The 23,542-nt window shown below is 61.9% G+C and carries 22 protein-coding genes; 21 read left to right on the forward strand and 1 reads right to left on the reverse strand.

The genetic code is table 11. From position 1 onward, the window contains the following. Positions 1-115 precede the first annotated feature (115 nt). From KGZ40_06525 to KGZ40_06535, 3 genes are all read left to right on the forward strand, one after another. On the forward strand, positions 116-1,378 hold the full coding sequence (locus KGZ40_06525) for a site-2 protease family protein (GenBank protein MBS3957165.1): 1,263 nt from the start codon (positions 116-118) through the stop codon (positions 1,376-1,378). A 12-nt stretch (positions 1,379-1,390) separates the two neighbouring features. Continuing rightward, the gene (gene ispG / locus KGZ40_06530; protein MBS3957166.1) at positions 1,391-2,455 is read left to right on the forward strand and encodes a flavodoxin-dependent (E)-4-hydroxy-3-methylbut-2-enyl-diphosphate synthase; all 1,065 of its coding nucleotides are present in this window, start codon (positions 1,391-1,393) and stop codon (positions 2,453-2,455) included. 116 nt (positions 2,456-2,571) lie between these two features. Next, positions 2,572-4,314: a proline--tRNA ligase gene (locus tag KGZ40_06535; GenBank protein MBS3957167.1), complete on the forward strand. Its 1,743-nt coding sequence runs from the start codon at positions 2,572-2,574 to the stop codon at positions 4,312-4,314. Positions 4,315-4,338: 24 nt separating this feature from the next. On the opposite strand, the gene KGZ40_06540 is transcribed toward KGZ40_06535, so the two are convergent. Next, positions 4,339-4,680, reverse strand: coding sequence for a hypothetical protein (locus KGZ40_06540; GenBank protein MBS3957168.1), 342 nt, complete (start codon positions 4,678-4,680; stop codon positions 4,339-4,341). Between the two features lie 88 nt (positions 4,681-4,768). Between KGZ40_06540 and dusB the strand changes: the two genes are divergently transcribed. The 18 genes from dusB (at position 4,769) to KGZ40_06630 (ending at position 23,522) form a co-directional block, all read left to right on the forward strand. After that, complete coding sequence (dusB, locus tag KGZ40_06545; GenBank protein MBS3957169.1) at positions 4,769-5,779, forward strand: tRNA dihydrouridine synthase DusB; 1,011 nt, start codon at positions 4,769-4,771, stop codon at positions 5,777-5,779. Positions 5,780-5,918: 139 nt separating this feature from the next. Further along, positions 5,919-6,401, forward strand: coding sequence for a ribosome maturation factor RimP (locus tag KGZ40_06550; protein ID MBS3957170.1), 483 nt, complete (start codon positions 5,919-5,921; stop codon positions 6,399-6,401). Continuing rightward, positions 6,402-7,547, forward strand: coding sequence for a transcription termination/antitermination protein NusA (gene nusA / locus KGZ40_06555; protein ID MBS3957171.1), 1,146 nt, complete (start codon positions 6,402-6,404; stop codon positions 7,545-7,547). Next, positions 7,544-7,846 carry a YlxR family protein gene (locus tag KGZ40_06560; GenBank protein ID MBS3957172.1) on the forward strand — a complete coding sequence of 101 codons (303 nt, stop codon included), beginning with the start codon at positions 7,544-7,546 and terminating at the stop codon, positions 7,844-7,846. Before nusA ends, KGZ40_06560 begins: the two co-directional genes overlap by 4 nt. Positions 7,847-7,850: 4 nt before the next feature. Next, a complete protein-coding gene (infB, locus tag KGZ40_06565) occupies positions 7,851-10,295 on the forward strand; it encodes a translation initiation factor IF-2 (protein MBS3957173.1) in 2,445 nt (814 codons plus the stop codon). A gap of 15 nt (positions 10,296-10,310) precedes the next feature. Continuing rightward, positions 10,311-10,739 carry a 30S ribosome-binding factor RbfA gene (gene rbfA, locus KGZ40_06570; GenBank protein ID MBS3957174.1) on the forward strand — a complete coding sequence of 143 codons (429 nt, stop codon included), beginning with the start codon at positions 10,311-10,313 and terminating at the stop codon, positions 10,737-10,739. A gap of 4 nt (positions 10,740-10,743) precedes the next feature. After that, positions 10,744-11,712, forward strand: coding sequence for a bifunctional oligoribonuclease/PAP phosphatase NrnA (locus KGZ40_06575; protein MBS3957175.1), 969 nt, complete (start codon positions 10,744-10,746; stop codon positions 11,710-11,712). Next, positions 11,712-12,641 (forward strand): tRNA pseudouridine(55) synthase TruB, encoded by a 930-nt coding sequence (truB, locus tag KGZ40_06580; GenBank protein MBS3957176.1) that lies wholly within the window; start codon positions 11,712-11,714, stop codon positions 12,639-12,641. The genes KGZ40_06575 and truB overlap by 1 nt, the downstream gene beginning before the upstream one ends. After that, on the forward strand, positions 12,629-13,567 hold the full coding sequence (gene ribF, locus KGZ40_06585) for a riboflavin biosynthesis protein RibF (protein ID MBS3957177.1): 939 nt from the start codon (positions 12,629-12,631) through the stop codon (positions 13,565-13,567). Before truB ends, ribF begins: the two co-directional genes overlap by 13 nt. Continuing rightward, positions 13,564-13,797: a hypothetical protein gene (locus KGZ40_06590; protein MBS3957178.1), complete on the forward strand. Its 234-nt coding sequence runs from the start codon at positions 13,564-13,566 to the stop codon at positions 13,795-13,797. Before ribF ends, KGZ40_06590 begins: the two co-directional genes overlap by 4 nt. Positions 13,798-13,996: 199 nt before the next feature. Next, positions 13,997-14,266, forward strand: coding sequence for a 30S ribosomal protein S15 (rpsO, locus tag KGZ40_06595; protein MBS3957179.1), 270 nt, complete (start codon positions 13,997-13,999; stop codon positions 14,264-14,266). Between the two features lie 137 nt (positions 14,267-14,403). Next, the gene (locus tag KGZ40_06600; GenBank protein MBS3957180.1) at positions 14,404-16,587 is read left to right on the forward strand and encodes a polyribonucleotide nucleotidyltransferase; all 2,184 of its coding nucleotides are present in this window, start codon (positions 14,404-14,406) and stop codon (positions 16,585-16,587) included. A gap of 12 nt (positions 16,588-16,599) precedes the next feature. Further along, entirely contained in the window at positions 16,600-17,853 is a 1,254-nt protein-coding gene (locus tag KGZ40_06605; GenBank protein ID MBS3957181.1) for an insulinase family protein, read from the forward strand. A gap of 19 nt (positions 17,854-17,872) precedes the next feature. Beyond that, positions 17,873-18,658 carry a 4-hydroxy-tetrahydrodipicolinate reductase gene (locus KGZ40_06610; protein MBS3957182.1) on the forward strand — a complete coding sequence of 262 codons (786 nt, stop codon included), beginning with the start codon at positions 17,873-17,875 and terminating at the stop codon, positions 18,656-18,658. Positions 18,659-18,704: 46 nt separating this feature from the next. Continuing rightward, positions 18,705-19,910: an aspartate kinase gene (locus KGZ40_06615; GenBank protein MBS3957183.1), complete on the forward strand. Its 1,206-nt coding sequence runs from the start codon at positions 18,705-18,707 to the stop codon at positions 19,908-19,910. Positions 19,911-20,040: 130 nt separating this feature from the next. Next, complete coding sequence (dapA, locus tag KGZ40_06620) at positions 20,041-20,937, forward strand: 4-hydroxy-tetrahydrodipicolinate synthase (GenBank protein ID MBS3957184.1); 897 nt, start codon at positions 20,041-20,043, stop codon at positions 20,935-20,937. 104 nt (positions 20,938-21,041) lie between these two features. Then, positions 21,042-22,712: a ribonuclease J gene (locus KGZ40_06625; protein MBS3957185.1), complete on the forward strand. Its 1,671-nt coding sequence runs from the start codon at positions 21,042-21,044 to the stop codon at positions 22,710-22,712. 3 nt (positions 22,713-22,715) lie between these two features. Further along, complete coding sequence (locus tag KGZ40_06630) at positions 22,716-23,522, forward strand: undecaprenyl-diphosphate phosphatase (GenBank protein MBS3957186.1); 807 nt, start codon at positions 22,716-22,718, stop codon at positions 23,520-23,522. Positions 23,523-23,542 lie beyond the last annotated feature (20 nt).

Here is a 23,542-nt window from a genome sequence, read left to right on the forward strand (position 1 = left end):
ATCGCTTTCCAATGATGGCGCAGCGTTTGCACCGCATGTCACACGGAGATGAACCGATGAGCGAGAATGCCCGACAGACACCGCTCGACCCTTAAGACACCGAGGAGCACCGCGTATGCCTGAAGCACTCACCACCATTCTCTGGGGCGTCTTGACCTTCTCGATCCTTGTGATCCTCCACGAAGGTGGCCACTACATTGCCGCGCGGGCGTTTCGCGTGAAGGTGCACGAGTTCATGGTGGGTCTGCCCGGACCAGCGATCCGCATCAACACCAAGTCAGGAACCGCATTTGGCGTGACCGCGATCCCTCTGGGCGGGTACGTGCGTATCGCGGGGATGGAACCAGGTCCGGAAGATCCGCTCCTCGCGCGTGCGCTTCAAGCGGCCGCTGTCGAGGGCCGGATAGACGCAAGCAGACTTGCTGGAGCGATCGGTGTCGACACGAATCGCGCTAGCTCACTTCTTGTCACCCTCGCGGACTGGGGAGTGCTCACGCCGGCAGACGATGATGACATCTCGTATGTCTCCACCATCAGCGCCACCTACGACGACGATCCGGCCCTGCTACTCGACGCTGCCCGGTCGGTCACCTACCGGGCCCTGTCCACGTGGAAACGGCTCGTGGTGCTATCCGCTGGCGTGCTCGTAAACCTCGTAGCTGCGATTCTCGTGTTTACAGTCGTGCTTTCGGTGTGGGGATACTACACGCAATCACTCACACTCTACGACGTGAGTGAAGGGTCAGGGGCACAGGCTGCGGGCCTTCAGGCTGGCGACACGATCGTCGCGATCGATGACGAGCCCATCGATGACTGGATGGAGCTCATCACCGTGGTGGGAGCAGCCAAACCCGGCGAGACGCTTCGACTCGACTATCGACGTGAAGGTGATATCGGCGAAACCGGCGTGGTTCTCGGCCAGACCCCCGAAGGCCGTCCCCAACTCGGTATCGTCGCGGATGTCGAACACATCACCTTAAGCGTGCCGGACGCCTTCGTCGAGGGTGTCAAGATGACCGGCTTGGTCTTCCAGGCCATCGGAAGGTTCTTCAACCCCGCAACGTTTGCCGAGGCCGCCGAGGGTGCCCGCAGTGTCGTGGGGATCACCGTTGAAGTCGCCGAAGCGGCACGGACCGGTCCGCTCAACTACGCGTGGATCGTCGCGCTCCTCTCGCTTTCCCTCGGAGTCATGAACATCTTGCCGATTCCCCCTCTCGACGGAGGCCGCATTCTTATCGAAGTGATCGAGCGAATTACGGGACGGCCGCTTGGGCGGCGTCTGGCAGTCGGAGTGAGCATCACTGGGGCGCTACTGCTTTTCAGCCTGATCGGTGTGCTCATGTACGCTGACGTCATGAGGTATTTCGTTACGCCGTGAGGAGGCTGACACGTGGTTTTGCGGGTTGAGACTAAGCCTGTCGTCGTTGGAAACGTCACCATCGGAGGCGGCGCACCGATCGCCGTTCAATCGATGACCACGACCGACACCACCGATCCCGCGGCAACCCTCGCTCAAATCGGTGCCCTTGAAGCCGCCGGATGCGAGATCGTGCGTGTCGCCATACCTCGTTCGGACGCACTCGAGGGTTTCAGCGCTATTTGCGCGTCGTCGCCAATGCCAGTTGTCGCCGATATACACTTCGACCACCAGCTCGCGATCGAAGCCGCTCGCACAGGCGCCTCCGCGCTCCGCATCAATCCCGGCAACATCGGCTCCATGGGCCGCGTCGACGCCGTCATCGAAGCCGCGGGCGAGGCGGGCATCCCGATCCGCATCGGCGTCAACGCTGGTTCTCTCGCCGATGAGTACGCAGACCGTGACTGGCCGCTCGCCGATAAGCTTGTTGCGAGCGTGGTCGCGTTCACCGAGCACTTCGAGTCACGCGGCTTCACCAATATCGTGCTTTCAGCCAAAGCCTCAAGTGTCACCTCGACGGTGGCGGCGTACCGAGCGCTCTCCAAGCTCGTCGCGTATCCACTGCACGTCGGGGTCACCGAAGCCGGCACGTCACTGTCTGGCACTGTGAAGTCGGCGGTAGGGGTGGGCATTCTGCTTGCCGAGGGCATCGGTGACACCATTCGAGTCTCGCTTACGGCCGATCCGGTCGACGAGATCCTCGTCGCGTGGGAGATACTCTCAGCGCTTGATCTCAGGAGGCGAACACCTGAACTGGTGAGCTGCCCCACGTGCGCGCGGTGCCAGATCGACCTGATCCCAATCGCTGAGGAGATCGAGAGGCGCCTTAAGACACGGGAGAGCTCTCTCAAGGTCGCGGTCATGGGGTGCGCCGTAAACGGCCCTGGGGAGGCCAGAGAAGCCGACATCGGGGTTGCCGCAGGCCAGGGAGTCGGCCTGATCTTCGCCAAGGGCAAGCCTTTACGCAAGGTTCCCGAGTCAGAGATCGTCTCGGCCCTCATGGAAGAAGTCGACCGACTCGGCGGCACCACGAAGTAGCCGGTATCCGGTAGAATCCCCCACGACGCTCAAGTATCACCCCGGTTGAAGGTGCCCAGGGCCACTCGGCCGGTAAACCTGAGCGCCTGTCCGCACAAACTGGAGGTCAGCTGACCGTGTCACACAGCCGAGTCGCCCTTCGCGCCAGCGCAGTATACGCACCCACCCTGAAGGAGGTGCCCACCGAGGCGGAAATCGCATCCCACCGCCTCATGCTGCGCGCGGGACTCATCCGTAAGGCGGCGGCGGGAATCTACTCGTTTCTGCCACTGGGCTACCGATGCGTGCGCAAAGTCGAGCAGATCGTTCGTGAGGAGATGGACGCGATCGGGAGCCAGGAACTCCTGCTTCCCATCGTGCAGCCTGCCGAGCTATGGCATGAGTCGGGCCGCTGGTCGGAGTACGGCCCTGAGCTGGCGCGCCTCACTGACCGGGCAGGAAGAGAGTTCTGTCTCGGCCCCACTCACGAGGAGATCATCACGGCGCTCGTGCGAAACGACGTCCGTTCGTACCGCGAGCTTCCGCTTTCGCTCTACCAGATCAACATGAAGTTCCGCGATGAGATGCGGCCGCGCTTCGGCCTGCTTCGGGGCCGCGAATTCATAATGAAAGACGCGTACTCGTTCCACACATCCTACGAATCGCTCCAGGAGCACTACGACGAACAAGCGCGCGCATACGGGCGCATCTGTGACCGCCTCGGCCTGAAGTGGCGTCCCGTCAATGCGGAGTCCGGTCAGATTGGCGGCACCGTGACGACCGAATTCATGGCGCTTGCCGAGTCTGGCGAGGCTGAGCTCGTGTACTGCGCGTGCGGCTGGGCCGCCAACGTGGATGCGGCTGAAAGCGTCGTGCCAAGAGCTTCCTTGGTGACTGCGCCTCGCCCGATGGAAAAGGTGCACACTCCTGACCTCCGAACGATCGCTGACCTCGCCCAAGCCTTCAACATTTCCGCGCACGACACCGTAAAGACAATGGCGGGGAAGACCGCCGATGGAAGTCTTGTCTATTTTTGCGTGCCTGGAGACCGCGAACTCAATCCCATAAAGGCCCAGCGGGCGGTTCCCGGTGTCACCCTTCTTGCCGAGGAGGACTTCGCGGCGTACGGGCTTCCCCGGGGCTCACTTGGCCCGGTGAAACCGGCGGAAACCACCCTTCTGGTGGCGGACCGGTCGCTTGAAGGTGAGGTTGCGTGGGGGATCGGCGCTAACGAAAACGACTACCACTTCTTCGGCGCGATGCCTGGCCGCGACTTTCAGATCGACGTCTGGGCCGACCTGGTGGTGGCCCGCCCCGGCGATGGTTGCCCCGAGTGCGGGGGAGTGCTCGAGGGCGCGCGCGGGATCGAGGTCTCGCAGGTGTTCCAGCTCGGCACGAAGTACTCCGAGGCGATGGGTGCCACCTTCACCGGTGACGACGGCTCGGAGTGTCCCTTTGTCATGGGATGTTACGGAGTTGGCATAACGCGCTCGCTCGCCGCGGTCATCGAGCAGCACCACGACGACCACGGCATCGTATGGCCGATGAGCGTAGCACCACTGCACGTCGCGGTAGTCCCTCTGTCGGTGGGAGAGGCCACCGTCTATCCGGTCGCCGAGAGTATCTGGAACGATCTCGCGGACGCCGGAATCGAAGTCATCATCGACGACCGCGATGAGCGGCCCGGCGTCAAGTTCGCCGACACCGACCTCATCGGCTATCCAATCCAGATCGTCGTTGGCAAAAAGGGTGTCGCGGCGGGGGTTGTCGAAGTGAAGGACCGCGCGACAGGCACGCGCGAGGAGGTACCCATCGAAGCGGCCGCTTCGCACGCCGCGGCCATGGTACGCGACGCCCTCGCGTCGCTTTGCGCAGTGTGAGGCACGTGTGCAATTTGAGCCGGGCTACGCCTGAAACTCTCCGCACGCGCGGCACACCTTCGCCGACGCTACCACGGGCGCGCGACAACTGCGGCACAGGAATGTGCGCTCGGACGGACCGGCGCTCGCATACGCCAAGACACCCGAGCGAGCCTGGCTGCGACCGCGGAGATACACGAGGGCCGCAACGACGTACGGTCCCGCCATCAGCGCAAGCCCGACCCACGTGAAGGGCTGCCGTGCAAGCGCGCCAACCCAGATTGATTCGTCGAGATTCCCAAAGGACAGCCACACGCTATAGAGGGCGTACGCAACGCATGTCACGCCAACAAGCTGTACCAGACTGCGAAGTTGCGCCGAACTCATTCGTGACCCTCTCGCACGTCGGTTGTTCTCTACATGATGTTTCGGAACGCTGGTCCCACCACTTGAATCGGCCTGTATTATCGGCGGTATGAATAGACCAGGAAGCAGCATCCACGCCCTGTTGCCGCCGCGAAGCGTCGTTCTCGGACCGATGGCCGGGATCACAGAAGCGCCCTTTCGCGCAATATGCAAGCGCCTCGGTGCCGCTCTCACATACACCGAAATGGTCAGCGCGGCAGGACTCCACTTCAACCCGGCTTCGCGAGTCTCCGCCGCACTGCTCACTGTGGCCCCGGAAGAAGCCCCGTGCGCTGTTCAGCTCTTTGGCTCCGACCCTGAAGTCATGGCCGCCCAGGCGCAGCGCGTTGTCGAACGCCTGTCCTCATCTGTTGCGCTCATCGACATCAACATGGGATGCCCTGTGAGCAAGATCACCGGCAAGGGCGAGGGGGCGGCCCTCATGCGCACGCCAGACCTAGCCGCTCGCATCGTCTCACGAGTGGCCGAGAGGTGTGGCGTGCCCGTCTCCGTGAAATGTCGGGCTGGATGGGCTAGCGATTCAGTCAACGCCGTCGAGTTCGCGCGTCTGATGACACGAGCCGGTGCCTCGCTCATAACCGTACACGGCCGGACTCGCGACCAGTTCTACCGAGGTGCGGCCGATTGGACCGTGATCTCGCGGGTACGCGACGCGGTCGATATCCCGGTGATCGGCAGCGGTGATGTTCTCTCGGCGGGCGACATCGCACGGATGTTCGAGTTGGCGGGCGTTCACGCGGTGATGGTGGCACGTGGCGCCCAGGGCGATCCGTGGATATTCGAGCGTGCGCGCTTCCTGCTTGACACCGGAACGGAACCGCCGCCGCCCAGTGCGTTCATGCGCATCGACATGGCACGTGAACATGGCGCGGCCCTTGTCGCGTTTGGCGGGGAACGGGCGTTTGTGAGGATGCGCAAGCATGCGGGTTGGTACATGACCGGACTCCCTGGTGCGACGCGTGTGCGCGAGCGTGTCAACGCCGCCACGTCCCACGCTGAGTTGGATAGCATTCTCGCCGAGTACCGGCAGCACCTCTCGGACAAGGGGCTTACGGAGTAACATCTGCGTTCGATCGTCTTAAGTCCGCTGTGGTAGACACCGAATCCGCTGTGGTAAACTCCACGTCGCACGTGAATCTGTCGTTCTAGCGAGAAGTGGGCGAACCGTCCGCTTCTTTTGTTCTGGAGGGAGGCCGGTCGTGGAACAGCTACTGCGCGAACGCATCGAAGCGCTACTCGCGCCTGCGGCCGTGCGCGAAGGGTTCGAACTCGCCGCGATCGAGACCGGTGGCGCGGTACACTCACCTGTCGTGCGCGTCTTCCTCGACCGCGAAGGCGGGATCGGAATCGATGCGATCGTGGAGGCGAACCGCTGGATCTCAACCGCCCTCGACGAAGCCGATCTCGTACCCGGTTCATACACCCTTGAGGTGAGCTCACCGGGCATCGACCGTCCGCTTACCACCCTCGATCACTACCGCCGGTTTCTCGGCGAGGCAGCGACGATCAAGGCGAGACAGGCAGGGGGTATGTCGACATTTCGAGGAACCATCGAGGAAGTGCGCGATGACGTCATTCTCCTTCACGTGCAAGATGAAACCGTCCACATCCCCTTCCGCGACATCGTAAAAGCGCGCCTGAAGGGCCGTGTGGACTTCTCTCAGAAGGGAACGGAGGAGTAGATGAGTTCTGAACTCATGGAAGCGCTGCGCCAGCTTGCGCGTGAGAAGAACATTGACGAGTACGACATGCTCAACCGTCTGGAGCAGCAGCTCGCGGCGACGTACCGGCGCATCATGGACCTGGAGAACGACGCCCGGGTTACTATCGACCGGGAGAGCGGTCGCATCTACGTCTATGAGCTCGTCCCCGTAGGAGGCTCAGAGGAGTCACCTGAGTTCGAGGAGCGAGACATCACCCCTACAGACGTCTCGCGTATAGCCGCCCAAGCCGCGAAGAACGTGATCATGACCTCGATTCGCGATGTGGAGCGAGAGCGCATCTATGAGGAGTACTCCGACCGTGTTGGAGAGAGTGTCACCGGCACGGTTCAGCAGTCGGATTCTCGCTACACCCTCATTAAGCTCCGCGAAGGAGTGGAGGCACTGCTTCCACCGTCCGAGCAACCGCCGAGCGAGCGATACGATCACAACCAGCGCATAAAGGCCTACATCACCGAAGTTCGCAAGACGACCTCGGAACCGTCGATCGTAGTCTCTCGGACACATCCGGGCTTGATTCGCAGGCTCTTCGAGCTGGAGGTGCCTGAGATTTACGATGGCGTCGTCGAAATCAAGAGCATCTCGCGCGAACCCGGCCTGCGTTCGAAGGTCGCGGTGTCCAGCCGCGAAAGCGGGCTCGACCCTGTTGGCGCATGTGTGGGACCCAAAGGCAGTCGCGTCAGGATGGTCGTCAGCGAACTGCGCGGCGAGCGGATCGACGTGATTCCGTGGGCGGAGGACGCCCAGACCTACGTCGGTAACGCGATCTCGCCCGCGAAGGTTTCCCGCGTCCTCATTGACGAAGCCAACCACATCGCCACGGTTATCGTCCCCGATGACCAGCTGTCCCTTGCTATCGGCAAGGAAGGACAGAATGCTCGCCTCGCCGCGAAACTCACCGGGTGGCGCATCGACATCAAGAGCGTTACGCAAGCGACCGCTTCAGGTCTACCTATCGGTTCTGGCCACATGCACGGAACGCCGGGAGATGAAACGCACGATGACCGTTGCGCCGCCGTGACCTCCTCGGGCCTTCGCTGCCGCAACAAGGCAAGACCAGGAACCCGGTACTGCGGCGTACACGAGAAGGAGGCGCTCAGCGAGTGAGCCATTCCCGCAAGACGCCGAAGCGGACGTGCGTCGGTTGTCGCTCGACAACAACCAAGCGTGAACTTGTACGGGTGGTCCGCACACCAGACGGCCACGTCGAACTCGACCCAACAGGTAAAGTTGACGGACGGGGAGCGTACGTGTGCGCTGCCGTTGAATGCTTCGATGCCGCAGTGAACCGAAACCGCTTCGACCATGCGCTTCGGGTGAGACTGCTTACCGACGATATCGACCGATGGCGACGAGAGTTCGAGGCGCTGCTCGATACCAAGCAGCCCTCGCCCCAAGGACGGTGAACCGATGCCCAGCATGAGAGTCCACGAACTCGCAAAAGAGTTCGGCATGACCTCCAAGGAGTTGCTCGAACATCTCCAAGGATTGAAGATTCCCGCCAAGAACCATGCGTCAACCTTGGTCGAGGCCTATGTTGACAAGATCCGCAAGGATCTCGGACCGCTCATCGCCGAGCGTCAAGCCGTGCTCGAAGAAGAACGGCTACGTGCCGAGGCAGCTGAGGCGCTCCGCATAGAGGCGGAGGATGTAGCGCGTAGAGAGGCCGACGAAGCTCGGCGTGCGGCCGAAGTAGCCGACCGTGCCGCTCGCGAAGCCGAAGAGCACGCGCGCCGTGAGGCTGAGGAGAAGGAAGCCGCTCGCCACGCTCTCGAGGAGTCCCAGCGCAGGGCGATTGTTGAAAAGGCCGCTCGGCTGACTGAAGAAGCACGCCTCGTGGCTGACGCGGCTGAGAGCGAACGCCTCGCCGCCCAAGAGGCAGCGCAACTTGAGAAGGCCGAGGACGAGCGCTACCGGCAAATGGCACGGGAAGCAGAGCGTGTGCAATCGGCGTCGAGCATCGTGATCGAAGAGGCGAAAGCGGCTGTCGCCGCCGCAGCGGCCGAGGGCGGTAAGCGAAAGAAGAAGAAAGAAAAGCGCGCAAAAGAGTCGGTCGCGGCCGCGCCGGAGAGAGTCCCGCAGCCAATGCCCGCTTTCGACGAAGAAGCCGCATCACCGGTCGTCGTAAGCGAAGGCGTCACTGTAGGCGAACTCGCCGACGCGTTTGGCGTTCCCTCGGCGGAGATCATCAAACGACTCATGATGCTCGGTGCGCCGCTCACCGTGAACCAGCCGGTGATGAACGAAATCGTTGATCTCATCGCGGACGATCTTGGGCGCCACGTCACAATCATCGCCCCGGAAGATGAGGTCGGATTCGTATTCGAAGACGCCGAGGAGGACCTGAAGACTCGTCCGCCAGTCGTCACCGTCATGGGACATGTCGACCACGGCAAGACATCGCTCCTCGACGCGATACGCGAGACGGGGGTCGCGGAGACCGAGGCGGGCGGCATCACCCAGCACATCGGCGCGAGCGTCGTGTTTCGCAACGAACGGCAGATCACGTTCATCGATACCCCTGGCCACGAGGCGTTTACAGCAATGCGCGCCCGCGGAGCGAAAGTAACGGACATCGCAATTCTCGTTGTCGCGGCCGACGACGGCGTCATGCCCCAAACCGTTGAAGCGATCCACCACGCGCAAGCGGCTGGTGTTCCCATGATTGTGGCGGTCAACAAGATCGACAAGGACGGAGCAAACCCTGAGACCGTCCGGCAGATGCTCACGGAACACAAAATCGTCCCAGAAGAGTGGGGCGGGACGAACATATTCGTGAACGTCTCAGCAAAGAAGCGACTTCACATCGAGGACCTTCTGGAGATGGTATTGCTCCAAGCCGACATTCTTGAGCTTGTGGCCAATCCAACCGCTCCCGCTTCCGGTGTTGTAATCGAAGCGAAGCTCGACCGAGGCCGCGGTCCGGTCGCGACGGTGCTCGTACAGCGCGGCACTCTTCGTGTGGGCGACGCGATCGTCGCGGGGACGAGCTACGGCCGGGTTCGTGCGCTCATCAATCCGCTGGGGGAGATCGTCGCAAGCGCGGGACCCGCCGATCCGGTCGAGATCCTCGGACTTGGGAGTGTCCCCTCGGCAGGCGATGAGTTCCGCATCTTCGCAGACGAACGGGATGCCCGGGATCTTGCCGAGGAGCGCTCGCTCAAGCAGCGCCTGCTGGCGCAGGAGAAGAAGGTGCACGTTTCACTCGACGACCTGTTCGCACGGATACGACAAGGCGGACTGAGAGATCTCAACCTCGTCGTGAAAGCTGACGTCCAAGGATCGATTGAGGCGCTCAAAGACGCGCTTGAGAAGATGGACCAGAGTGAGGTCCGCATCAACGTCATCCATTCGGCGGTCGGCGCGATCACCGAGACCGACGTCATGTTAGCCGATGCCTCCGACGCGATCATAATCGGCTTCAATGTGCGTCCCGAGCCTAAGGCAAAGGCAACCGCCGAGAATGAACATGTAGATATCCGCCTCTACCGTGTCATCTACCAGGCGATCGAAGAGATCAACGCCGCTCGCATCGGGATGCTCGCGCCTGAGTTCCACGAGGAGGAGACCGCACGGGTCGAGGTCCGCGAGCTCTTCCGTGTTCCAAAGGTTGGCGTTATCGCCGGCTCCTACGTCTTGGAAGGCGAGATCAGCAGGGACGATCTCGTGCGTGTGGTCAGAGACGGCACAGTTGTCTACGAGGGCAAGCTGCGCTCACTGCGACGCTTCAAAGAAGATGTGAAGTCGGTGCGCTCCGGATACGAATGCGGAGTTTCCGTCGAAGGATTCCAAGACGTCAAAGAAGGCGACATCGTCGAGGCATACAAGATCATCGAGGTCGCTCGCGAATCGTAGAATCGGATGGTTGCCATGAAACAGACACCCAGGACCCGCAAGGTCAACGAAGCGGTCCGTGAAGCCATTGCCAGTATCGTGCTGACCGAGGTAGCCGATCCGCGACTCGACCTTGTCACGGTGACCTCGGCAGAGGTCTCGTCGGACCTGTCAATAGCAAACGTCTATGTGACCGCCCACGGTGACGAGGACCGGTACCGCGAGATGCTCGACGGCCTCGAGTCGGCAAAAGGGCGCATCCGCTCGCTGCTTGGCAGGCGAGTTCCGATGCGGCTCACACCGGAGTTGCGGTTTTTCGTGGATTCCACGATAGATGGAAGCATGCGTCTCGCCGAGGCGCTCAAAGATGTGCCGCCCTCACTTCGAAACGCTGAGCCTGAAGACAGCGAAGACGCCGGTGACCTTGATCCAACCGATCCCGCACGCGCTGAAGGCGAGGAGTGAGGCGATGCTCGCTGAGTATCGGCACATCGCGGCAGCGCTGCGTAAAGCCTCTTCCGTGGTGATCGGATCGCACGTCAAACCGGATGGGGACGCTATCGGTTCGATGCTCGGGCTCACCCTTGCCCTGCAAAGTCTCGGAATCGCCGCCGTGCCCGCACTCGCTGATGATGCCCCTCCACCTTTCACCTACTCGTTTCTGCCAGGATTCGCGCTGTGCGTCCCGGCAGCGACGCTCGCGCCTCCGGAGGTGTTCGTAGCGCTTGACACGCCCAACCCCGAGCGTCTCGGCATGGCCGCGGATCTGTTCGCGAAGGCCGATTTGAGAATCGTCTGTGATCACCATCCCGACAACACACGTTTTGGCGATCTCAACGTTGTCGATCCGGAAGCCGCCGCAAGCGGCCAGATGGTGTGGCGGATCATCGAAGCTCTCAACCTCACGCCAACACCTGACGTCGCCCTGTGTTGCTGGGTCGCCCTTGCGACCGACACAGGACGTTTCTCGTACTCGAACACGACCCCCGATGCGCTACGTGACGGTGCCGCGATGGTTGAGGCGGGCGCCAACGTCGCTGAAGCACACCGGCTCGTCTACGAAAACAGATCGATGGCCTCACTCAGGCTCGAGGCGCGCGTGGTGTCAAGACTGTCAATTCACCATGGCGGACGTGTCGCGTACTCCTGGATAACCGATGGCGACTACGCCGAAACCGGAGCGCAACCTGCCGAAACGGAACACCTTGTCGACACCTTACGCGCGCTTGGGGGCGTAGACGTCGCCATATTGCTTCGAGTGCATCCAGACCACGTACGTGTGAACCTCAGATCGAAGACGGACTTCGACGTCAGCGCCGTCGCCAGGCGATTTGGAGGAGGTGGGCACGTGCCAGCGGCCGGATTCACGTTCGACGGCCCTGTGGACGCGCTTCTTCCGCCGCTCCTCGACGCCCTACCGGGAGGCGGTTCCATCTGATGGGCCGCCGGGGAGCTCCCACGGGCATCTCCGGAATCCTCCCGGTCGACAAGCCTGCCGGGATGACGAGCCACGACGTGGTCTCTGTGATAAGACACGTGACCGGGGAGAGGCGAGCCGGTCACGCGGGCACGCTCGATCCCGCCGCTACCGGTTTGCTCCTCGCGCTCGTTGGCCCCTCGACCCGGCTCGCACCGTATCTTATCGCCGCCGATAAGACCTACCTCGCTGACGTGGTTTTCGGCACGGCAACCACAACCGACGACGCACAAGGCGAACCCGTTCGCACTGCGATGGTGCCAGATGATCTTGCCGTCCACGAATACGCACGGCATGTGGTAGCCACACTCATCGGAACACACAACCAGATGCCGCCGGACTTCTCGGCTATTAAGCAAGGAGGAGTGAAAGCGTATGAAGCCGCACGCTCGGGCGCCCCGCTCGTTCTTACCCCGCGTAGCGTCGTGATCTCAGCCGCTCGACTCGTCTCCCTCGATTGCGGCCCTCCGGTCACCTGGCGTATCGCTGTGACAGTATCCAAAGGCACCTACATCCGCGCGGTCGCGCGCGATTTGGGAGAAGCGCAGGGCACCGCCGCCCACCTCGGCGCACTTCGACGCACGGCAGCAGGCAATGTCAACCTTGACTCCGCCAACCGGCTCGACGCGGTAAGAGAGGCTGGCTTCAGCATCGCGCGACTGTTCGCCGATCCCATCCAAGCCCTCGGACTTCCGGTCGTCACGGTGGATCCGCACACGGCAAGTCTGGTAGAGACGGGATCTCCGCTCACCGGTGTCGCTCACGCCGGCCCGCGAATCGCCGTCACCACCGCGTCACGCTTGCTCGCCATCCATGAGTGGGACCACTCTCTCCACGGCTACCGCCCTTCTGTGGTTTTGCCGGGAGGTGTCGCTCGATGCGGCTCATGACCTACTCCGACGGCATGTCGCGCCTAGGGCGCGTCGTGGTAGCGATTGGCGTCTTTGACGGCGTGCACATCGGGCACCAAGCGCTTCTCCACGCTGCAACTTCGGATGCGACGCGGCGCGGATGCCCGGCTGTGGCCGTTACCTTCGATCGCCACCCCGGCCAGGTGATCTCTCCCGAAAGCGCACCACCGCAGTTGCTTACCGTAGAAGACAAGTGCGCCCTTATCGCAGAGGCTGGGGCGGACATCGTGCTCGTGATTCCCTTCGATCTGCGCATCGCCCACATGCCACCGGCCCGGTTCATCGACGGCATCGTACTTTCGGCCCTCGACCCTGTCGCGATACATGTCGGATCGGATTTCCATTTTGGCCACCGTGCCCAGGGAGACGTTCGCACGCTCAGTTCCATCGGTGCACTGCGGGGCTTCGCCGTTTCAGGACACGAACTTGTAGAGACGGGCGATCTGCCAGTTACCTCGACACGCATCCGTGCGCTTGTCGCCGAAGGAGACGTGAGCGCGGCCGCGGCGCTCCTCGGAAGAGCGCACCGTGTCAGTGGACGCGTGGTACACGGCCGAGGGCAGGGCGCCTCACTTCTCGGCATACCAACCGCCAACATCGCACCGAGGGAGTTCAGCGCCCTTCCGGCGAACGGTGTCTACGCCGGATACGTCTCGGTGGACTCCCGCTCGTTTCCTGCAGGAATCTCGGTCGGTACGCCCCCTACGTTCCCGGAAGCGCGGGACACTCTCGAAGCTCACCTGCTCGGCTTCGATGGAGAACTCAGGGGGTCTGACGTAACATTGAACTTCCATGAGCGGCTCCGTGACCAGCGGGCGTTCGAGAATCCTGAAGGGCTAGCGTCCGCCATACTGGCTGACCTCGAACGAGTCCGTATACTCTTAACAGGAGGGAGTACCCCGTGACGGACGGCCGCCACACAAGCGATCCTCACGCGCCATACGATGACATGCCTCCCGACCCGTGGACCGAGCACGGAATCGACCTCTGGACGCTTGAGCAGGCGGAGCGTCTTGCGGCCGATGACGTCGATCCAGCAAGCACGAGGTGGGATGAGCTCGACGGACCTACGATCGACGAGTTCGACGATGCCGCACGAGAGTTTGAGCACGTTCACCAGTACGGCGCGTGTTGAAGCGGTCCTACCGGCTGGATGCGGCCGGTAACGGGAGGAATCGCTCTCATCGTCATCCTCGCGCTCGTTCTTACGTACGTGCTTCGTTAACGGATGTGCTAAACTTCACGGGTTGTGTCACTACCTTCGTCAGGGATCGCCGACTCACCGACGGCGATCGCGGATGGAGGCGAATCCAGAGAGAATGGTGAACTAGCTCATGTCGTTGTCCAAGGAAGTCATCGCCCAGATTGTCTCCGAGCACGCTCGGACAGAGGGCGACACCGGCTCACCGGAAGTACAGGTCGCGCTACTTAGTACGCGCATCTCTGAACTCACGGAGCATCTGAAGATCCACAAAAAGGACCACCACACCCGCCGCGGACTGCTAAGACTCGTAGGACAGCGCCGCCGCCTGCTCCGGTATCTCAAGAACAACGATATCGAGCGCTACCGCGCCATCGTTGCGAAGCTGGGGCTGAGAGGGTAAGAACGATAGGGAAACCGAAGGCGGGAGGTGTCCTCCCGCCTTCTTACTGCTAGGCGCCGGATGCGCCTGGCGGTCCAGAGGACCTCGCGCACGGGGCGTGGAGGTGAAGAGGCAGAGGAATGTGAAGCATGTCTAAGATCGTCAAGCGGTTCGAACTGTTTGGTAAGGAGTACGTGCTCGAGACCGGCGAACTCGCAAAACAGGCAGGTGGTGCGGTCGTGGTCCGCCAGGGCGACACCATGGTGCTCGTCACGGCCACAGCCTCGCGTCACCCCAAGGATCTTGACTTCTTCCCTCTGACCGTTGATTTCGAGGAGCGCATGTACGCCGCCGGCAAGCTCCCCGGAGGGTTCATCAAGCGCGAGGCTCGCCCGAGCGAGAAGGCCGTGCTCACCGCTCGCATGATCGACCGGCCGCTTCGCTCTGCGTTTGCTGACGGTTTCCGTAACGAAGTCCAGATCATCGCTACGGTTCTCTCGGCGGACCAGGTGCATCAGCCCGACGCCATCAGCATCATGGGAGCCTCAGCGGCACTGCTCGTCGCGGGCATCCCGTTTGAGGGCCCGCTCGCCGGTGTCCGAATCGCTCGCGTAGACGGCGAGTTCGTCGTCAACCCCACCTTTGACGAGCTTGAAGAGTCTGATCTCGATCTCGTGGTCGGCGGTTCGCGTGACGCGATCTACATGATCGAGGCAGGGGCGTACGAGGTCTCCGAGACCGACATGCTCGCCGCGCTTACCTTCGCCCAGCAGGCGATCGCCGAGTTCTGCTCGGCGCAAGAGGTCTTGCTTGCCGAGTGCAACGTGGTCCCGATGGAAGTCCCGCTCTACACCATCGCCGAGTCGTTGCGCGAGCGAGTCTTTGCCGACGGCTCCGAGAAGATGCGCGCAGCCCTGCACAACCCCGATAAGCACTCACGTCAGGACGGCGTCGCCGCTGTCAAAGATGAGATCCTCGCCACGTTCACCGGAGAAGAGCTCGCCGCTGACGGCAAAGACATCAAGACGCTTCTCAAGGAGCTTGAGAAGAGCACGATGCGCCGAATGGTGCTCACCGAGGGAGAGCGCGTCGATGGACGTCGCGTCGACGAGGTTAGGCAGGTCACATCGATCGCGGGGTACCTCCCACGCGCGCACGGCTCCGGTCTGTTCACCCGCGGACAGACCCAAGTCCTTTCGGTACTCACCCTCGGCATGCTCTCCGAATGGCAGCGGATCGACACGATCGATGTCACCGAGGGCAAGCGCTACCTCCACCACTACAACTTCCCGCCGTTTTGCACCGGCGAGACCGGGTTCATGCGCGGCCCGAAGCGCCGCGAGATCGGTCACGGCGCGCTCGCCGAGCGCGCGCTCGTACCGGTTCTTCCGGCCGAAGACGTATTCCCGTACACCATCCGGATCGTGAGCGAGGTCCTCGAATCCAACGGCTCGAGCTCGATGGGCTCTGTCTGCGGTTCGACACTCGCGCTCATGGACGCTGGGGTGCCGATATCGGCGCCGGTTTCCGGCATCGCCATGGGACTGATCAAAGAGGGTGACGAAGTCGCGGTCCTCTCGGATATCCAGGGGGTTGAGGACTTCCTCGGTGACATGGACTTCAAAGTCGCCGGTACCGAAAAGGGAATCACCGCGCTTCAGATGGACAACAAGGCCAAGGGCCTGTCCTACGAGGTCCTCAAGACCGCGCTGCACCAGGCAAACGCCGGACGGGCGCATATTCTCAGCAAGATGCTCGAAGCGATCGACTCGCCCCGCGGCGAGCTTTCCCTTTACGCTCCGCGAATCCTCACGATCAAAATCCCCAGTGACAAGATCAGGGACGTCATCGGATCCGGCGGCAAGGTCATTCGCGGCATCCAAGACGAAACCGGAGCGCACATCGACATCCAGGAAGACGGAACCATCTTCGTTGCCTCCCGCGACCAGGGTGGCGAGGAAGCCGTTCGACGTATCCAGATGATCGTGAAGGTCCCGGAGGTTGGCGAGCGCTACAAGGGCCGCGTCGTCTCAATCCAAGCGTTCGGCGCCTTCATTGAGCTCACACCCGGCAAAGATGGACTTCTTCACATCTCCCGCGTCGCCAAAGGCCGTGTGGAGAAGGTTGAGGACGTACTTGCCGTAGGTGATGAGGTGGAAGTCGAGATCCTCGACATCGACGAGCGCGGAAAGATCTCCCTTGACCGTCTTGACAAGCCCGACGCGCCTGTCGGCTCCACCGGATCCGGGCGGTCTGAAACCAACTCCAGCGAGGGCGACAGCAATCGCGGACCTCGTAGGGATGGCGGCGGAGACGGTCGTAGACCGCGCCGCCGCCACTAGGGGACGGCGAACGTGTTCTACCGTTCGACGCGTCTTGAAAACGGAGTGACCGTGCTGACCGAATCGATCGACTCGGTCCGGTCTGTCGCGCTTGGCATCTGGTTCTCGGTAGGGAGTCGTGACGAGACGCCCGCCGAGGCCGGTATGTCTCACTTCATGGAACACATGATGTTTAAGGGTACGCCGACGCGCACAGCTGCCCAGGTCTCTGAGGCGTTCGACGGTATCGGTGCTGAGCTCAACGCGTTCACCAGCAAGGAATACACGTGCTACTACTCCCGCATGCTCGACGAGCATCTGCCTACCGCGGTAGAGATTCTTTCGGACATGGTATGCCGAGCAACCCTCGCCGATGAGGCGTGCGCAAAAGAACGCCAGGTTGTAATCGAAGAGATCGCACGGATGGAAGACACTCCGGACGATCATATCCACGAGCTGTTTGGGCGGACGCTATGGCCTGAGCATCCCATTGGATTGTCTATTCTTGGCAACCGCGAGACCGTAGGCGTGTTTGACCATGCTGCTTCGATCGAGTTTCGCCGCCGCCACTATCTCACCGGGAACTGCGTAGTCGCAGCAGCCGGCAACGTTGACCATGACCTTCTTGTGGCACTCGTCGAGTCACATCTCGCCGAGCTTCCCGCTGGCCCGCGAAGCGAGCGTCCCGCCGCCCATTCGCCGTCTGCGAACCGTCTCAACGTGTTCGAAAAGGACACCGAGCAGGCCCATATCTGTTACGGCACGACGGGACTTGCGGCGCACCACGATGACCGCTTCGTCCTCTCCGTGATCAACCACATCATGGGCGGGGGCATGTCGTCGCGTCTGTTCCAGGAGATCCGGGAGAAGCAGGGACTCGTCTACTCGGTCTACTCGTTCAACGCCCAGTACCAAGACACCGGCCAGTTCACTGTCTACGCTGGCACACGTCCATCGAACGCTGCTCAGGTAGTCGCCCTCATACAGGAGGAGTTCGACCGCGTACGTGATGAGGGACTCGAACCGGCGGAGATCGAACGAGCTAAAGAGTCGATCAAGGGCCATCTCGTCCTCTCACTTGAGAGCACCCGCAACCGCATGACACGGCTCGGAAGAAGCGCGGTGACCGCCGGTGAGCTACTCTCCATAGACGAGATCGTCGCGCGCGTCGAAGCCGTCGATCCCCAAGCGGTTCGCCGAGTTACGGCTGACATCCTCGCGCGAGACCGAGTGCTTGCGATGATCGGCCCGTTTTCCACATCCGAAGTAGAACACCTCATCACCTGAGAAGTGGATGGTGACGGATATGATTGATGTTCTTGTCTCTGGCGGCGGTGGCAAAATGGGCCGGGAAGTGATCGCAGCGGTAACCGCGGCACCCGGAATGCGAGTGGTCGCCGCGGTCGACACAGCACACGCTGAAGAACCGATCTCGGACGGAGCTGGTGGCTCGATCACGTGCGAGGCGGATCTCTCTTCGGCTATCGACCATCACCGCCCGCACGTGATGGTCGATTTCACGCACCCTGAAGCGGTCGAGGCGCACGTGCGCACGGCCGCCTCAGCGGGAATCGATTGTGTTGTGGGCACTACCGGACTTGCTGTCGGCACGCTCGAGACCATCGCCGCTTCCGCTCCCGAAGGGACGTGTGTCTTCTTCGCCCCTAACTTCGCGATCGGTGCGGTGCTCATGATGCGCTTCGCCGCTGAGGCGGCTCGGTACATGCCCCATGTGGAGATTATCGAACTCCACCACGATCGCAAGGCAGACGCGCCAAGCGGGACTGCCTTGCGCACCGCAGCGCTCATCGCCGAGACCCGCCCGGAGGCGCCTGCTATTCCTGGCAGGGAAAGCCAGACCTTCGAGGGTGCCCGGGGTGCGCTCGTGGAAGAGATCGCGATCCACTCGGTCCGCCTGCCCGGACTCGTCGCCCACCAGGAAGTCCTCTTCGGCGGTCAGGGACAGACCCTCTCGATACGTCATGACTCAATTGACCGTACCTCGTTCATGCCTGGCGTCGTGCTTGCGATCCGCGCGGTGCGAGAGCGCACCGGTTTCGTCATCGGGCTTGAGAACCTGATGGAGATGTAGCGTGTCCGGCGCCGACTTACTTTCCAAACCTCGCCCCGTGGTCGTCATGAAGTTCGGAGGCACCTCCGTCGCCACCGCAGAGGGCCGCTCGGCAATCTCGAGCCACGTGTCTGCGGCGCTCGCCACAGATGAGGCGCCCGTCGTAGTCGTCTCGGCTATGGGCCGCGCTGGCTCGCCATACGCGACCGACACCCTGCTTTCGCTCGTCGAAGGCTTTCCCGTTGACCTGGCGGAGCGCGATTGGCTCATGGCGACTGGCGAGATCATCTCCGCTGTGGTGTGCGCCCATGAGCTGCGAGCTTCAGGCATCAAGGCGCGCGCGTTCACCGGCCCGGATGCCGGGATCGTCACCGACGGGGTGTTCGGTGCCGCCACCATACAATCGATCAATCCGGCGGCGCTTCTATCCGCGATTAACAGCAGGATCGTGCCCATCGTCGCCGGCTTTCAGGGTGTTTCTGCCGATGGCGCACTCACCACGCTCGGCAGGGGAGGAAGCGACACGACCGCATGCGCACTCGGGGTAGCTCTCTTAGCCGAGCGGGTCGAGATCTACACAGACGTGGACGGTGTGTTGAGCGCCGATCCTAAGACGTGCGGCGACGCGACTGTCCTTGAAGTGATCCGCGCTGACGAGCTTGTCCAGATGTCCCGCCACGGTGCCCGTGTGGTCCACACTCCCGCAGCGGAACTAGCGCTCTCAAGCGGACTTGCCGTTCTTGTGCGCAACACCTATAGCGAGCATCCGGGAACACGCGTCGCCGACATTTCGGCGTACCAGCCTGAGCGTGTAGCGACCGCCGTGACGAGTGCGGACGGCGTTGCCCGCATCAGGGTCGCACTGCCCGCTCCAGAGGCCACGAGAGCGCATATGGCCGCACAAACGCGTGTCTACCGGGCCATGGCGGACGCCGCAATCTCACTGGACATGTTCACGCCGGTAGGGGAGAGCCTTGTCTTCTCAGTGTCCGAGGCGTCGCTTGAGCGTGCATGCGACGTCCTTAGCACCCTCGGATTGACCTTCCAGGTGCAAGCGGGGCTGGCGAAGGTGACGCTCGTCGGGGCGGGCATGCATGGTGTACCAGGCGTCATGGCGCGGATGGCCGAGTGTCTCTCGGCGGCGGGTGTGACCGTTCTGCAAACCGCTGACAGTCACACGACGATCTCTGTGACGCTCCCTCGCGAGGAAGCGTCACGAGCGGTCCACGCACTGCACGAAGGATTTCTCCTCGGAAGTCGTGGAGACCACTGACGTCACACCTAGGGCCGTGTGACGCGGGACGGTCGGCGAATCCCGCTGTCACAGCTTTGTGGCACAATGAGCCACGTTGGAGTTGGAATTCCGCGCCACTACGGACTGATCCCGGCACAAGGGGTTTCTCATGGCAACACCGCGGTTTGGCAGGATTATCACAGCGATGGTCACACCCTTCGATGAAGATCTCGAACTTGACCTCGATCGCGCGCAAGAACTCGCCGTGCGCCTTCTTGACGAGGGTAGCGACGCTCTTGTTGTGTGCGGAACGACAGGCGAATCACCGACGGTCTTCTACGATCAGAAGATTGACCTGTTCAGGGCGGTGCTCGAGGCGGTAGGAGACCGCGCTCCGGTCATCGCCAACGCAGGCGACAACTGCACAGCTGACTCCGTGCGGTTCGCGCAAGATGTCGTCTCTCTCGGAGTCGATGCGATCATGGCGGTCGTTCCCTACTACAACAAGCCACCTCAAGAAGGGATGTACCGGCACTTCCAATCGATCGCGAACTCGGTTGATGTGCCTGTTGTCCTCTACAACATCCCTGGGCGGTGCGTCGTGAACATGACCGCCGAGACCACACTCCGGCTCGCTCACACGTGTGAGAACATAGTCGCGGTCAAGGAAGCGAGCGGGGACCTTGGGCAGTGTGCCGCGATCATATCTGGGGCGCCAGACGGATTCGAGGTTCTCGCCGGCGACGACGAGGTCACACTTCCCCTGATGGGTCTTGGCGGCACGGGCGTCATCTCGACCATCGGCAATATCGCTTCTGGCCGCATGAGAGAGATGGTGTACGCGCAGGCGAGCGGCGAGCATACCCGAGCGCTTCGCATCCACCTCGAACTACTGCCGCTCATGAAGACCCTATTTTTGACGGCAAACCCGATCATGGTAAAAAAGGCGCTCGAACTCATGGGCTTTCCCGTGGGATCCGTTCGCCTCCCGCTCGTTTTGCCAACAGATGAGCTCGTAGCCGAGTTGACTCGTGTGATGCGACACGTGGGCATGCTGCCCGCGTGATGAAACGGAGATCGGACCTTGACGTCGGTGCTACCGCCGATGCCTCGACTGTGGCGGCACGCACGGATGTGTAGCCGCCAGTAAGGAGTGCTGAAACCACCCATATGACATCGAAGAAACAGCGCCTCCGCGTGATCCCCCTTGGGGGTCTCGGCGAGATTGGCAAAAACATGACTGTGTTCGAGTACGGCAACGACATGGTCGTTGTCGACGCGGGCATTATGTTCCCGGACGACGACCACCCCGGGGTCGACCTGATCCTTCCCGACTACAGCTACGTACTCAAGCGCAAGGACAAGCTGCGTGGCATCATCATCACGCACGGCCATGAGGACCACACAGGCGCGTTGCCGTATCTCCTTAAGGACCTTGGCCATGCGGTACCGGTTCTCGGCACCAAACTGACGCTTGGTTTGATCGCGGTGAAGCTTGAAGAGCACAAGATCAAGAAGCCAAAACTTCGCGAGGTCAGGGCAGGCGGTCACGTCAGTCTAGGTGCGTTTGGCGTGGACTTCATGGCGGTCAACCACTCGATTCCCGACAGTGTCGCCCTGTTCATCCGCACACCTGTCGGCAACGTCGTCCACACCGGAGACTTCAAGCTCGACCAGACCCCTATTGACGGCCGCCTGACGGACTACGCCGCTCTCGCCTCCGCAGGCAAGAAGGGCGTCATGCTTCTTATGAGCGACTCCACAAACGCTGAAACCCCCGGCTTCACGCGTTCCGAAGCCATTGTGGGGTCATCACTGCGCGAGATCTTCGCTGCCGCGGAACAACGCATCATCGTGGCGTCGTTCGCAAGTCATATTCACCGGCTTCAGCAGGTCTGTGACGCGGCGGTCGAGTGCGGGCGGAAGGTCGTGGTGACCGGACGCTCGATGATCAACAACACGCGTATCGCTCGCCAGCTTGGCTACCTCGATGTCGCCGAAGGAAACCTCGTAGACGCCTACGACATGGACGATCTTCCTTCCGAGAAGGTCGTCGTGCTGTCAACGGGAAGCCAGGGTGAGCCGCTCTCAGCGCTGTCCCGGATGGCCATGTCAGAACACAAGACCGTGACCATCGAAGCAGGCGACACTGTGGTGATCTCGGCGACGCCTGTACCCGGCAACGAAAAAGCCGTCTCTAAAGTGATCAACCGTCTCACTCACTCAGGCGCTCATGTCATGCACAAGGGTGTTGCTGACGTACACGTGTCGGGTCATGCCGCAGCTGAAGAGCTCAAGCTCATGTTGAACCTTACCTCGCCGACGTACTTCGTGCCGATTCATGGAGAATCCCGCCACCTTCACTCACACGCCGATCTTGCGTTCGCGGTTGGGGTGCCGGAGCGAAACATCTTCGTCCTCGACGCAGGTGAATGCCTCGAGCTCGACGGCGAAGGAGCGCGAATCGCCGAGAAGGTCGAGGCCGGCGTAGTCTACGTTGACGGGCTGTCCATCGGAAACGTAGGCCAGGTTCTCTTGAAGGACCGCCAGGCACTTGCGCAAGACGGCATCGCGACGATCGTGGTAGCCGTGGACGCAAAGACCGGCAGACAGGTACGAGAGCCCGAACTCGTGGTCCGCGGTGTGGCCGCTGGTGCGGAAGAGTCACAATTCCTCGAAGAAGCCCGCGCCCGCGTCGTAAAGACCATCGCAAGAAGCACCAAGGAGGGCCCCTGCGACATCACAGCGCTCAAGGCCTCAATTCGAGAGTCGCTCTCCCAATTCATCTGGGAACGTACGCGCTCACGTCCAATAATCATTCCAGTTATCGTGGAGGTTTAGCCCGTGCGGGAGATTCTGATAGCGATACTCCTCGGCGTCATCCAGGGACTCGGCGAGTTCCTTCCCATATCCTCCTCCGGGCATCTTCGGCTCTTCCAAGACGCGTTTGGGTGGACTGACCAGTTTGGACTCGTCTTTGACACCTGGCTTCACGTCGCGACGCTCGGAGCCGTCGTCGTGTATTTCCGAGAGGACCTCGCCAACATGGCGACCGCGGCGTTCTCCCGCAACCCTGAGCGCGCCCGCGACAAGCGCCTCGCGTGGCTCGTAGTCGTCGCCACGATCCCCACGGGGATGATTGGACTTCTCGGCGGTGACTTTTTCGAGAACGCCTCTCTGCTTTTCATCGGCTTCGCGTTCCTGGGTACGTCAGCACTCTTGATGGGCGCCGATCTCCTCTCGCGCAAGAGTCTCTACCCCGCCGAGGGCCTGGGGTGGGGGAAGGCGCTGCTTGTGGGTATTGCGCAGGGCATCGCCATCATGCCGGGCATCTCGCGTTCAGGTGCGACCATGGCCGCGGGTCTTGCCCTGGGGCTCAATCGTGAGCAGGCCGCACGTTTCTCTTTCCTGCTCTCCGGACCGATCATACTGCTAGCCGCAGGTAAGCAATCTGTTGACGCCATGCTGGGCGGCGAGACAGGCCCGGGGGTGGCTGCCACACTCTTCGGTTGTACCGCCGCGGCGATCACCGGATATCTGGCTATCGCCGGCCTCATGGCCTACCTGCGTAAACACTCATTCAAGCCATTCGCGATCTATACGGCCCTGCTCGGCACGGGCGTGATAGTCTGGCAGTTGATGGCTAGCTGAGACCGCGAGAGAACGCGTCA

The organism is Clostridiales bacterium (assembly GCA_018333995.1).
GTDB lineage: Bacteria > Actinomycetota > Coriobacteriia > Anaerosomatales > SLCP01 > JAGXSG01.